This is a genomic window from Dactylosporangium sp. NPDC000555, assembly GCF_040300025.1.
GTDB lineage: Bacteria > Actinomycetota > Actinomycetes > Mycobacteriales > Micromonosporaceae > Dactylosporangium.
Genome location: NZ_JBEPDB010000035.1, coordinates 46,582 through 59,363 on the forward strand (window position 1 = coordinate 46,582; position 12,782 = coordinate 59,363).

The following is a 12,782-nucleotide window of genomic DNA, read 5'->3' on the forward strand; positions in this document are numbered from 1 at the left end:
ACTACGGAGGTCACAGTGGCCCGCCAATCTTCCGAGTCCTCCCGGTCCGCGTCGTCGCGGCCGACCAAGAAGGCCGAGCAGGTCGAAGAGGAGCTCGACGCCGTCGAGGACGTCGACGCCGAGGTTGACGACGACGCCGATCTCGAGGACGACGCCGACTTCGACGAGGAGGACGGCGGCGCCGAGCGCTCGGCCCAGGCCGACGCGTTGTGGAGCGACGTCAAGATCGAGCCGGTCGAGTTGGCGTTGCCCAAGAGCGTCGGTTACACGCTTCGGGCGTACCGGCTCTCGACCGAGCTGACCCCGACGCAGGTCGAAGAGGAGGAGGACGAGTTCGCGGTCCTCAACCGGCGGCCGCAGGAGGAGGAGGACGACGACCGGGTCGTGATCCTCGAGAACGCGGAGCTGTTCGAGGACGAGGAGCCGGAGCCCGTCGCCGCTTCGACGAAGAAGAAGCCGGCCAAGAAGCGCGCCGACGACGAGACCGACGAGGACTCCGACAAGGCGGACAAAGCCGAGCTGGACAAGTCGAAGAAGTCCGGCACTTCGGAAGAGGCCGAGGAATCGGACGAGGCCGAGGAGCCAGACGAGGAATCGGACGAAGAGGAGGAGGAAGAAGAGGAAGCCGCGGAGCCCGAGGAGGTTCCCGCGTTCCTCAGCCACCACGGCAAGCTCCTGCTCTTCCGCAGCGTCGAGGGCCTGGTCGAGTTCGTGAAGTCCGACGCGGAGCACGACCTGACCCAGTTGGACACCTGGGAGAGCCTCAAGACCCGCATCACCGCGTCGTCGGTCGTGCCTACCGACGAGGACCGCTTCGAGCTCGACCTCGTGGTGGAGAACCTCCGCGGCGGTCAGGACGCCTGGGACACCGATCTGCTGCTCGCCGCCGGCGAGGTCGCGCGTGACCTTGCTTACGCCCTGCGCCTCGAGCCGGTCCGCACGGCGCTCGCCCCGGGCTCGCCGCTCGACGACCTCGACGAGGGCCTGCGAGCTGCGGCGGCCGGGGGTGTCGGGGGCTTCTTCGCCAAGCGCCGGCTCAAGAAAATCGGGGCACAACAGGCAGCGCTGGGCTGGCGGACGATTATTGGCAAGATTTCTGCCGCCGCGGACTGGCGTGATTGATTTGTGACCGACAGGATCTAAGCCGTGGGCAGTTTGGGCACGGCAGGCCCGACACGGTCCCTGGCCGGACGGGTGGCGGCGGTGGGCGACGATCAGCCAGTGTGGCATTCAGCCGAAACGGCCGATCGCGTCACCGGCCGTCAACCTGTTGACTAGAGGTCGTTCAGTTTGACCTGCGGCAACACGGCGGCGGGGCGCCGGGACAGTCCCCGCCGACGTGACGAAAGCTCAACTGATGTCCCGAGAGGAGGACGACGCGGTGGCGCTCGTTCGGGTGTACTGCGGTCTGGCGTCGGCTGACCCCGCCGAGCCGCAGTCGGGTTCCGACATATGGTTGACCGTCGCGGTCGTCGACGACGCCGGCCGACTCATCGACATCTGCGAGGTGAGCGACGACGCCGGCGGCTACGCCGAGCTGAGCGCTCTGCTGGCGCAGCGCTCCGGCGGCACCTCCGCCGTAGCGGTCGCGGCCGAAAGCGACGACCACGTCGTCACGCAGCTGCTCACCGCGGCGGGCCGCAATCTCGCCTTCACCGACGACGACTCGGCCGACGACTACGCCGAGCGTTTCGCCGACGACGAGTCGCCGGAGGAGATCCAGTCCAACGCCGCCGAGCGCCGCGCGGTCGGGCTCGCCCGGGCGCTGCAGGCCGGCGTGCTCTCCGCGGTCGGCCAGAGCCCGCCGCGCGACATGCTGCCGCTCAAGCCGGTGCTCGCCGCGCACGCCGCGGTCGTCTCCGGCCGGCAGAGCGCCGCGGCCACGCTGCGCGAGGTGCTCCGAGAGCTTTACCCGGCGGCGCTGCGGGCCTACCCGGACCCGGCCGAGGCCATCCCGCTGGCCATCCTCGACGCGCTGCCGGAGCCGGGCATCCTCGGCGGTGGCGCCAACGGCCGCAAGGGTGACGCCGCCGTCGTCGCCGAGCTGTCCAAGGCCGGTGTCGCCGACCCGGACACGCTGGGCGAGGCGATCACCGCGCTGCGTGTCGCGATCGCCGAGACCCCGCGCCGCACCGGCGTCAACCGAAACGTGAACAACGCCGTCGCCGAGACGATCCGGCACTCGGTCGCCGCGGTGCGCGCGGGCGATGCGGCCGCCTCCGCCCTGGTCGCGGTGCTGGCGGACAAGATGAGCCCGTCCGTGCACCGGACCGCCCCGGGTCAGCGCCCGGTCTCGCCGCTCGCCCCGGCCGGGATGAGCCCGGCGTCTCCGCTCTCCCCGGCCTCCCCGCTCTCCCCGACCGCCCCGCTGCGCCCCGCCAGCGCTCAGGACAGCGCGCCGACCCGCTCGCGGGCCGCCGCGGGCTCGTCCAACGCCCGGCCGCCCGCCGCCTCCGCCGACGCCGCGCCGACCCGCTCGCGGGCGGCTCGCGCCGCCGAGGCCGCTCGCGCCGAGGAGTCGGCCGCCGCACGCGCCGTCGGCGGTCGCCGCCGCGCCCAGAACGCCCCGGCCACGCCGAGCCAGGCCCAGCCGCCGGTCGTCTCCGCGCCGCCGGCCGTGGTCTCCACGCCGCCGGTCATCTCGACCCCGCCCGGCTACACGCCCGCCGCCGCGAGCGGCCAGGTCACCTCGGCCCCGCCCGCCTACGGGAGCGTCCCGTCCGCCCCGCCGGCCTACGGGCAGGTCGCGTCGGCGCCGCCGGCGTACGGGGTCCCCTCCGCGCCGCCAGTGACGTCGACCCCGCCCGGGTACACGCCGCCCACGCACGGCTCCCACGCCACGCCGCCGCCGTACCAGCCGGCCGCCTACCAGCCGCCGACGCCGATGTACGCGCCCGCGCCACCGGTCCCGCCGACCTACCAGCCGCCGGTGCCGGCGTCGATGCAGTCGATCCCGGTGCCGCTGCAGCCGGCCCCGCCGCAGCCCGTGCCCGTCGCGCCACTGCCCGTGGCGCCCGCGCCGGTCGCGCCGCCGCCGGTTGCCCCGGTGCCGGTGATCCCGCCGCAGCCGACCGCGAGCGAACCGCAGTACACATCGTTGATGCCACCGCCGCCCCCGGGCATCGCCCCGCTCCTGAGCGGGCCGGAGCCCACCGAACCGGCGCGCTACGACTCGTTCGGCTACGACCCGCTGTCCGGCCCGTCCTCGGCGCCGCCGGCCGCGTCCGTCTCCTCCGCGCCCACCTCGGGTGGCGGTCACACGGACACCCAAGACAGCGGCGCGATGCGGCTCAGCGACCTCAGCGCGCTCGGGGAGCCGCCGACGCTGGACACGACCACCACCGCGGCCGGTTCGCGCACCGGCTGGCCGCTCGGCGGGGCGGAGACGCCGTCCTCGGAGCCCCCGTCGTACGGGTTCGGGGCCGACCCGCTCGCCTCCCCCTCTGAGCTGAGCAGCCTGCCGAAGCTGAGCGACATCCCGCAGCCGCCGGACCTCAGCGTGCTCGGCGCCTCCTCGCCGCTGGAGACCACCGCGTCGCTCTCCTCGACGGCCACCGGCGGTTCGCTGGGCTCGTTCGGCTCCGGGGAGATCCCGGCGCTGGGCGGCCGCGGCGAGCTGAGCGATCTCGCCCGGCCCGAGCTCTCCCGCCCCGACTCGTCGGCCACGTCCGGCGTCCCCCGTTCCGAGCGCAACCGTTCCGCCTCGTCGGCCACGTCGGGGCTCTCTCGCTCCGAGCGCAATCGCGCCGAGCGCGAACGGGCGGAGCGGGCCGAGCAGCCGACCCGGTCGGAGTCGCGGCGCACCGATCGCAGCCGGACCGAGGCCGAGGAGCGTGGCGAGCCGGCGCGCAGCGAGCGGTCCCGCACCGAGGCCAGCACCGAGGCCCCGCGCTCGGAGCGCTCGCGCACCGAGATCCCCCGCTCCGAGCGGTCCCGGACCGAGATCCCGCACAGCGAGCGGACCCGCGCCGCCGAGCGGCACGTCGAACTGCCGCGCCAGCGCGAGGGCCGGGTGCCCCCGCCGTGGCAGACCGGCGAGTACCCGATCGAGCCCGCGGGGCTGCGGCTGGTCGAGCCGGCCCCGGTGCCGGACCCGGCGCTCAAGGGCGGCTACTCGGGCGAGCTCAGCGGGGAGTACAGCGGCGAGTTCCGCTTCGAGCCCCCGGCCCTCCGCCTGGTCGACTCCGATCGTCCGGCCGAACGCGCGACGGCCCGCAGCAGTGGCAGCGCCGCCGGCCGCAGCCGCCGCGCCGCCGCCGAGCGCGAGGCCGCCAAGCAGGCCGACGAGGGCGACGGCGACCTGCTGATCTTCGCGGCCGCGCGGTCCGCCTGGTTCACCGACTGGGACGCCGACTCCACCGGCGAGACCGAACGCCCGGCCGTGAGCTGGGAAAACTCGAACGACACGGCCTGGCAGGCCGCCCAGCGCGCGAGCGCACCGCAGATCGGCGACGAGACCGGCTCCGGCCTGCCGCGCCGCGTGCCGCAGCAAAACCTGGTGCCCGGCGCCCCGGTCGACGACAGCCCGGAGCGCCCGCTGCGGATCGTCCGCGACGCCGCCCAGATCGCGGCGCACACAACCGGCTACTTCCGCGGCTGGCGTCGTGGCCAGGAGGTCGGCGGCTTCTCGGTCGGGGGCCGCCCGGGCCGCGAGTCCGCCGGCGGCTGGGACTTCAGCCGCGACGCGAGCCGGGAATACCAGGAGCGCGAGTACGAATACCGCTCCGCGCGCCGCTAGCAACGCCTGAGAAGGGCCGCTCCCCGAGGTTTCCGGGAGCGGCCCTTTTCCGCGCCCGGACCTGACCCTTCCTGAAGCACCGCAGCCCCGCCTGAGAAGCACGCTGCGGCGTTCTCCCGGTCTCAGGCAAATCCAGTGAGCACCATCGGCGGCGGCGCGGCACAGGACCTATCGATGCCCCTTCGCGACTCGGCGCCGTGGCCGGATCACTTCCCGACGGGGTTGCGCGGGCACGCTGCGTAATGGCCCTGCAACGCGAACGCGCACCGGGTGACCCTAGTGGGCTACTCGGTGCGCGGTTGCGGCTGAGAGGGGTGTCTCGTGTTGAGGAGCGCGGCTTACGCGGGCGTGGTGGCGCGGGACCGCCGCATCGACAGCACGTACTCCACCAGGGAGATGAGCACGTTCTTCGTCGACTCGCGGGTGCGCGCGTCGCACGACACGACGGGCACGTCGCTGGAGATCGCGAGCGCCTCACGCACGTCGTCGGCGTTGTGATACTGCATGCCGTCGAAGCAGTTGATGGCCACCAGGTACGGCAGTCGCCGGTGCTCGAAGAAGTCAATGGCGGCGAAGCAGTCCGCGAGGCGCCGCGTGTCCACCATCACGACCGCCCCGATCGCGCCCCGCACCAGCTCGTCCCACATGAACCAGAAACGGGTCTGGCCCGGGGTGCCGAACAGGTACAGGATCAGGTCCCGGTCGATCGAGATACGACCGAAGTCCATCGCGACCGTGGTCGTCGTCTTGCCGGGCACATTACGGGTGTCATCCACACCGACACCGGCGGAGGTCATGATGGCCTCGGTGGTCAGCGGCGTGATCTCCGATACCGAGCCGACCAGTGTGGTCTTGCCCACGCCGAAACCTCCGGCGATGACGATCTTCGCTGACGTGACCCGCCCTGGGCGGTGCGCCACGTCAGAGCCTCCGAAGTCCACTCAGCACCCTCTCAAGCAGTTCTGTGCCCACCGACTCGTTTTCGTCGAGCGAGGCCGGCTCGTACACCGCGACCAGTCCGTCGGCAGCCATGTCCGCCACGATGACCCGGGCGACACCCAGCGGGAGCTGCATGCGCGCCGCGATCTCGGCGAGGGACTGCAGGCGACCGTCGCAAAGCGTGGAAATGTATTGCTGCTCCTGGCCGTGAGCACCGCCCGGCCGGCTGTTGGCCGCCCGGCCACGCACGGTGGTCTCGACCAGCGCCTCGATCGCAATCTCCAGCTTGGGCCGGGTGCGACCTCGGGTGACGGCGTACGGCCTTACCAACGCGCCCGTTGGCTCATCGCGTTCGGCCATGTTCGCCGTTCACCTCCTCACTCGTCGGGCCTCGTAAGCAGCCAATAAGTCTGATAAAGCCAAGGGATATCGCTCTGTCACCTGGTTCAGCTTCAGCCGAGCATCGACGCGGCAGGGCGCGGCGACGGCGTAAGAGCATCGCCGACCCGGTCCACCAGCAACGCCATCTCGTAGCCGACCTGACCGACGTCGCAGGCGCGGGCCGCGAGGACCGCGAACGACGAACCGTCGGAGATCGACATGAGGAACAGGAAGCCATTGTCCATCTCGACCACAGTCTGCAGCACGGCCCCGCCCTCGAAGCAACGGGACGCGCCCTGGGTCAGGCTCACAAGACCGGAGGCGATCGCGGCGAGCTGGTCACCGCGGTCGCGGGGCAGGTCACGAGAAGCAGCCAACAGCAGACCGTCCGCCGAGACGGCAACCGCATGGGCGACCCCCGGCACTCGGTCTGCGAAGTTGGCGAGCAGCCAACCGAGATCCTGCGTAGATTTCATGCCTCTTGCTCCTTGCCAACCTGCGAGTTTTGAGGCCCGGCCGAAGTCGGCTCCGGGGTTGTCGAGTCGTCGGACCGCGTGCGGCCGCGCTGAACGCCTCGGTGATACGCCGACAGCAGACCGCGCACGGACTCCGGCGTCCGCTTGTGCGCAACGATGGGGTTCTTTTCAACCCCGCCTGGAACCAACTGCGACATCGGGACGCGCTTGGGCAAACCAATGTCGGTCGTCGTGAATTCCTGCGCCTGGGCGAGTGCCGCTGCCGCTTGCCATCCTTCGTCTGCCGCAGAGTGCCAGTTTACTGCCGAACCGCTCGACGCCCGGTCGGCCGAACCTCGCGAAGCTTCACCCGGACTACGGGTTTCGAATCGCTGCGGCGGCACGTATTGGGACGGTGCGTCGCTGTATGTGACCTCGACCGGTCGAGCGCCCGGCGAGGGCTGCTGAACAGGGGAGGGAGCCGCCGGCGTCGGGTCCTCCAAGGGCTCCCGCTTGGTCGTGAACCAGGCCGACTCGAGCTCCCGGAAGATCGGCAGCTCCATCGTCTCGTCGACGAACCGCTGCCGAGAGTCGTGAGAATCACTCTCGTTCAGCGCCGGGTCCCAGTCGAGCCGGACCTGCGGGAGCTCTGCCGTCATGTCGACCGGCGCGAGGGGCTCGAGCTGCGGCTCGGCCTCCGGCGGCGGCGGCCAGGCGGCCGGCGGCCGGGCGGCCGCGGGCGGCGTCGACAGGCCGGCGAGCGAGTCGTCGTCGGAGCCGGCGAAGCCGGGACGCTGCCGCGGGATCGGGCCGCTGACCTCCTCGCCCTCGAGGTGGCCGTCGACCGGCCAGTTCTCGGTCGCGCGGCGCTGCGGAAGCGGGCCGAGGTCGCTCGACGGCTCCGGACTGGACACGTGCGGGTCGTCGCCCACGCCGGTGAGATCGGACCAGGCCGGGAGGCCGCGACCGCCGCCGGAGGCGCCGTTGCGGTCGTGCCCCGGGCCACTGCCGGTGCCGAAGCCATTGCTCGATCCGCCGAAGCCGCCCTGGCCGCCGAAGCCGCCGTTCGGTGGCAGCGTGGGGCGGGACGGGGGTGCGGGCGGGGCCGGCCGCGGCGTGGTGCCGTTGGCGAAGCCGTTGACCGCCGGCCGCTCGCCGGTGCCGCCGCCGAACAGTCCGCTGTTGGTCAGCGTGCCGAAGCGCGGGGCCGAGTCCTGCGAGGAACTCAGGTCGTCGAGACCGCCGGCCGTCAACCCGCTCTCCAGAGCCAGCGGGGAGTGCGATCCGGGGGCCGGCTGGATCGGCCGCGCCTGGACGACGTCGTCGGGGCCTGCGGCGGGCATGCCGGCGGTGGGCATCCCAGGGTTCGCCCGCCCGGACAGCGCCCGCGGCACGAGCACGCCCGCCGGCACCGTCACGTCGGCGATGGTGCCGCGTTCACGCGCCACCCGCAGCTCGACCTTGACACCGTGCCGGGCCGCCAGCCGGGCGACCACGACCAGGCCCATCATCCGGGAGACGGCCACGTCGACCATCGGCGGGTTGGCGAGCCGGTCGTTGAGCTCGACGAGTTGCTCGGGCGAGACGCCGATGCCGTGGTCCTCGACGAGCAGCACCGAACGGTCGCCGACGCGGCGGGCCTCGACGATGACCGCCGAGTCCGGTGGCGAGAACGCCGTCGCGTTATCGAGCAGCTCGGCGACCAGGTGGACCATGTCGTTGACCGCGTGCGCCGCGATCTCGATGTCCCGGTCGATCATGCCGAACTCGATGCGCGTGTAGTGCTCGACCTCGGACTGCGCCGCGCGCAGCACGTCCATCAGCGGAGCCGGCTCACGCTGGATGCGTGTGGAGTCGGCGCCCGCGAGAACCAGGAGGTTTTCGTCGTTGCGGCGCATCCGGGTGGCCAGGTGGTCGAGCTGGAAGAGCTCGGCCAGCCGGTCCGGGTCCTCCTCGCCGCGCTCCAGCCGGTCGAGGTGACCGATGAGCCGGTCGACCAGGATCTGGGAGCGGCGGGCGAGGTTGACGAACATCGTCGCGACGCTGGCCCGCAGGGCGGCCTGCTCGGCCGCGGTGCGCACCGCTTCCAGGTGGACGGCGTTGAACGCCTCGGCCACCTGACCGAACTCGTCGCGGCTGCGAATGGGCAGCGGCTCGGCGATCTGCAGGGCGACCTGGTGCGGCGACAGCTGCGAGGTCAGCGACGGATCGCGCAGGCGCTGCACCGCCTGGGGCAGACCGAACTGTGCCACCGTGAGCGCGCCGTGACGTAGCTCGCGCAGCGCGCGGGCCATCGACCGGGCCACGACCCAGGCGAAGAAGATCGCGAGCAGCAGCATGCCGAGCAGGACGGCGGCGGTGAGGAGCACCTGGCGCTGCAGGTCGTTGCTGTGCGTGCCGGCGGCCTCGATGTTGTGCTCGTCAAACTCGGCCTCGATGCCGCGCAGCAGGTTCGCCCGGTTGATCATGGCGTTGTCCCACTGCGACGTGCTGAAGATGCCCTCGGGCAGCCGCTCGGTGGTGAGCGGCGTCAGCATGCCCTCGAACTTCTTGGCCTCACGCAGGTCGGAGCCGGAGATCTTCTTGTCGAAGAGGTCGCGGTGCCACGGCCGGGAGTTGACGCGGAACTGTTCATCGGCCCGGTCGTAGCCGGCGAGCGAAGAGTCGAACTCCTTGCGCAGCTGGGGCGTGAACCTCGTGCTGGTGAGCGCCCGGAGCACGACCACCCGTTCGAGGGACGCCTGTTCCTTCATCTCCGAGATCGCGGCCGCGGCGCGCATGTCGGCGGCGAGCGCCGGGTTGTTCGACAGGCTGGCCGCGGCGTCGCGAATGCCGAGCAGGTCGTCGATCAGCGTGCGGTAGCGGCTCACCACGGTGCTGGCCAGGATGTCCTTGGCGCCGTCGGTGATCTGCTTGCGCATCTCGGCCAGATCGCCCAGCTGCGTGTCGATCGAGGCGAGCCGCTTTTGGAAGTCCTCCGGCTGACTGGCCATGCCGGACCGGGTGAGCCGGTATTCACGGCTCGCCTCGTCGGTCTTCTGAGCCTGCCGCTCGAAGGCGGAGCGGGCCTCGACGTCGGCCGGGCCACCCATGACGCCCAGCAGCACGGCCGCGTTGGCACGCTCGTTCTGCACCTCGTGAACCAGGGCCGAGGCCTTGGCGGACACGCCGGAGAGGGTGCGCGCGTTGTCGGCGTCGCTCGCCTCGCCGATGTTGCCCACGAGACCGCCCGTGCCGACCACGATCGTCGCGATGATGGGAACAATCATGATCAGGCCGAGTTTCGACCAGATCGGCAGATCTCGGAGCCGGCCGATCGGGAAACGCAGACGCGACGACTCCGGCTCCCGCGTCGATGGCCGTTTGCTCACTTCACCGCCCTCCGAACCGGCGCCTTTTCAAACAGCAGGCACCCGCGACCGGCCGACCCTACTGGGCCAGACCTCCGAGATTCCACCATGTCCCGTGCCAAGAAGAAAGTCCAGGTCACCCGCTGAACCTTATGTACAATTTAGAAATAAATGTCCGAATGGATCATATTTATGCCGATGATCCGCCTACGCTGGGCGATTTACCCGATACACCCAGATGATCGCAGGCGACAATTCGGGACATCACGCCAACTTGGCGTACGCCGGTTTGATGACGTCGTTGATCAATGCGAGACGTTCGTCGAACGGGATGAAGGCGCTCTTCATGGCATTGACCGTGAACCACTGAAGCTCCGCCCAGCCATACCCGAACGCCTCGACCAGCAGGGCCATCTCCCGGGACATGTTCGTCCCGCTCATCAGCCGGTTGTCGGTGTTCACCGTGACCCGGAAGCGCAGATCACGCAGTAGCCCGATCGGGTGCTCCCGGATCGAGGCGGCGGCGCCGGTCTGCACGTTGGAGGACGGGCAGAGCTCGAGCGGGATCCGCTTGTCCCGCACGTAGGCGGCGAGCCGGCCGAGAGCGTTGTCCGGCCCGATGTCGTCGACGATGCGCACGCCGTGCCCGAGCCGGTCCGCGCCGCACCACTGGATGGCCTGCCAGATCGACGGCAGGCCGAACGCCTCGCCGGCGTGGATGGTGAAATGTGAGTTCTCGCGCTGGAGGTACTCGAACGCGTCCAGGTGCCGGGTGGGCGGGAATCCGGCCTCGGCGCCGGCGATGTCGAAGCCGACCACGCCGGCGTCGCGGTAGCGGACCGACAGCTCGGCGATCTCCATCGAGCGCGCGGCGTGCCGCATGGCGGTGAGCAGCGTGCCGACGCGGATCGGATTGCCGAGCGCCGCCGCCTCGGCCGAGCCGGCCCGGAAGCCGTCCAGCACCGCCTCGACCACCTCGGGCAGGGCGAGGCCGCCCTCCAGGTGCTGTTCCGGGGCGAAACGGACCTCGGCGTACACCACCCCGTCCGCCGCCAGATCGAGCGCGCACTCCCGCGCGACCCGGTGCAGCGCGTCCGCCGTCTGCATCACCGCGACCGTGTGCGCGAACGTGGTCAGGTACCGCTCCAGCGACCCCGAGTCCGCCGCGGCCACGAACCACTCCCCCAGTCCCTCGGGCGTGGCGGCCGGCAGGTCATGACCGATCGCGGCGGCGAGTTCGAGGATCGTGGCGGGGCGCAGCCCGCCGTCGAGGTGATCGTGGAGCAGGGCCTTGGGCGCGCGACGGATCTCGTCGAGGGAGGGGCCCTTGGAAGGAGTGGATGCGGCCATGGAACGACACTAGTGGTGTGCACCCCGTCGTCATCACTCATCTGCGCTGTCCGGTCTGCCGCGCGCCGCTCTCATCGGCGCAACGGGCGCTGCGGTGCGCACAGGGGCACTCGTTCGACATCGCACGTCAGGGGTACGCCGATCTCACCGCCGGCCGTCCCGCGCACACCGGGGACACGGCGGACATGGTCGCGGCCCGGGCGGCGCTGCTCGCGGCCGGCCATTTCGAGGCGCTGACCGGGGCGGTCGCGGACGCGGTCGCGCGGGAGGGCGCCGGGCTGGTGATCGAGGTCGGCGCCGGCACCGCCCACTACCTGGCGCGCTCAATCCGCGACACCGGGAGCGTCGGCCTCGCCGTCGACACCTCGAAGGCCGCGCTCAAGCGCGCCGCCCGCGCCGGTGAGCGCATCGGGGCGGTCCGCGCCGACGTCTGGCAGGGCCTGCCGGTCGCCGACCGGTCCGCCGCCGTGGTCCTCGACGTCTTCGCCCCGCGCTCGGGCGCGGAGTTCGCCCGGGTGCTGCGCCCGGGCGGCGCCCTCGTCGTGGCCACGCCCGGCGCCGGGCACCTGGGCGAGCTGGTCGACGCCCTCGGCCTGATCCGGGTCGACCCCGCGAAGCGGGAGCGACTGCACAAGGGCCTTGACGAATGGTTCGTACCCGAGACCGAGCGACCGGTGCGCGCGCCACTGTCCCTGTCGCGTGCCGACGCGCACTCGCTGGTGGGCATGGGGCCGAGCGCGTGGCACACCGACCCGGCCGCGATCGCCGCGGCGCTGGGCGGCATGCCCGAACCAATCCCGGCCACGCTCGACGTCGACCTGACGGTCTGGCGACCGCGCCCGTGACACGGCGTCAGGTGGAGAGGTCCACCTCTTCCCAGTTGGGCGCCGCGCCGTGGTAGAGGCCGGTGAAGACCACCGCCCATTCCAGCGCCCACCGCCGCTGCCCCACCGTGTTCGAGTCGGCCTGGCCCGGTAGCGGCAGGCGGCGCCGCTCGGCCTCCAGGATCGACCAGTCCAGGCAGTAGTACAGGTCGAGCTGCTCCGCGGCGGCGATCGCCGAGCGCGGGGCGGCCAGGGTGCGCCGGCGCCAGGCGTCGAAGCTCTCACCGTTCGCCAGGTTGGGCAGCCGCTCCCTGAGGCCGTCCGCGGCGCAGCCCAGCAGCGGGTCGAGGTCCATCGCGATGCCCAGCAGCCACGCCAGGGCAAACAGGGCCTCGATGTGCAGCGCGAAGGAGTGCTCGTCGCCCGCGCCGTCGGCGACGAACTGCCACTCCGGCGGGGTCAGCCGGTCGACCAGCCGCGACTCGGCCAGCCACTGCAGGGCGAGTTCGGGGGGCATGCCGAGCGCGCGGGCCAGGACCACGTTGAGGCAGGCGGCCCGCGCCTCGATCTCACCCCCGGGGCGCAGCTCGACCTGGTCCCCCGGCTCCCAGACCAGGGGAAAGTCGGGTGGGGGCAGGGGGAGCCGCAGGCGGTGCAGCTCCTCGAGACTCGCCTCCCGCACCCGCTGCGGATCCGGCGCCGTGTCGCTCACCCGGGCACAATAACCGGCCGTTCGAACGGCCCG

At 71.9% G+C, this 12,782-nt stretch carries 8 protein-coding genes and 1 pseudogene; 3 read left to right on the forward strand and 6 right to left on the reverse strand.

Going from position 1 to position 12,782, the window contains the following annotated elements; translation table 11 throughout:
- The first annotated feature begins 15 nt into the window (after positions 1-15).
- Both ABT297_RS21665 and ABT297_RS43175 read left to right on the forward strand, forming a co-directional pair.
- On the forward strand, positions 16-1,122 hold the full coding sequence (locus ABT297_RS21665) for a SatS C-terminal domain-containing protein (protein ID WP_350552365.1): 1,107 nt from the start codon (positions 16-18) through the stop codon (positions 1,120-1,122).
- Positions 1,123-1,357: 235 nt separating this feature from the next.
- Positions 1,358-2,230 (forward strand): annotated as a pseudogene (locus ABT297_RS43175) (transposase); the annotation flags it as partial.
- Positions 2,231-5,076: 2,846 nt separating this feature from the next.
- Here the strand turns inward: ABT297_RS43175 and ABT297_RS21675 are convergent.
- From ABT297_RS21675 to ABT297_RS21695, 5 genes are all read right to left on the reverse strand, one after another.
- Positions 5,077-5,679 (reverse strand): GTP-binding protein, encoded by a 603-nt coding sequence (locus tag ABT297_RS21675; RefSeq protein WP_350552369.1) that lies wholly within the window; start codon positions 5,677-5,679, stop codon positions 5,077-5,079.
- Positions 5,660-6,037: a DUF742 domain-containing protein gene (locus ABT297_RS21680; protein ID WP_260726806.1), complete on the reverse strand. Its 378-nt coding sequence runs from the start codon at positions 6,035-6,037 to the stop codon at positions 5,660-5,662. The genes ABT297_RS21675 and ABT297_RS21680 overlap by 20 nt, the downstream gene beginning before the upstream one ends.
- Positions 6,038-6,129: 92 nt before the next feature.
- Positions 6,130-6,534: a roadblock/LC7 domain-containing protein gene (locus ABT297_RS21685; RefSeq protein WP_350552373.1), complete on the reverse strand. Its 405-nt coding sequence runs from the start codon at positions 6,532-6,534 to the stop codon at positions 6,130-6,132.
- On the reverse strand, positions 6,531-9,782 hold the full coding sequence (locus tag ABT297_RS21690) for a nitrate- and nitrite sensing domain-containing protein (RefSeq protein ID WP_350552376.1): 3,252 nt from the start codon (positions 9,780-9,782) through the stop codon (positions 6,531-6,533). The genes ABT297_RS21685 and ABT297_RS21690 overlap by 4 nt, the downstream gene beginning before the upstream one ends.
- A 345-nt stretch (positions 9,783-10,127) precedes the next feature.
- On the reverse strand, positions 10,128-11,213 hold the full coding sequence (locus ABT297_RS21695; protein ID WP_350552379.1) for an adenosine deaminase: 1,086 nt from the start codon (positions 11,211-11,213) through the stop codon (positions 10,128-10,130).
- Here ABT297_RS21695 and ABT297_RS21700 point away from each other — a divergent pair.
- Positions 11,204-12,058, forward strand: coding sequence for a putative RNA methyltransferase (locus ABT297_RS21700; protein ID WP_502885613.1), 855 nt, complete (start codon positions 11,204-11,206; stop codon positions 12,056-12,058). The two genes, ABT297_RS21695 and ABT297_RS21700, sit on opposite strands and share 10 nt — an antisense overlap.
- A gap of 7 nt (positions 12,059-12,065) precedes the next feature.
- Here the strand turns inward: ABT297_RS21700 and ABT297_RS21705 are convergent, their stop codons facing one another.
- The gene (locus ABT297_RS21705; protein ID WP_350552384.1) at positions 12,066-12,749 is read right to left on the reverse strand and encodes a DUF4272 domain-containing protein; all 684 of its coding nucleotides are present in this window, start codon (positions 12,747-12,749) and stop codon (positions 12,066-12,068) included.
- Positions 12,750-12,782 lie beyond the last annotated feature (33 nt).

Bases quoted from the DNA above. Each gene is read 5' to 3' on its own strand.
- ABT297_RS21680 (WP_260726806.1), bottom strand. From the start codon at position 6,037: ATGGCCGAACGCGATGAGCCAACGGGCGCGTTGGTAAGGCCGTACGCC.
- ABT297_RS21685 (WP_350552373.1), bottom strand. From the start codon at position 6,534: ATGAAATCTACGCAGGATCTCGGTTGGCTGCTCGCCAACTTCGCAGAC.
- ABT297_RS21690 (WP_350552376.1), bottom strand. From the start codon at position 9,782: ATGATTGTTCCCATCATCGCGACGATCGTGGTCGGCACGGGCGGTCTC.
- ABT297_RS21700 (WP_502885613.1), top strand. From the start codon at position 11,204: ATGCGGCCATGGAACGACACTAGTGGTGTGCACCCCGTCGTCATCACT.
- ABT297_RS21695 (WP_350552379.1), bottom strand. From the start codon at position 11,213: ATGGCCGCATCCACTCCTTCCAAGGGCCCCTCCCTCGACGAGATCCGT.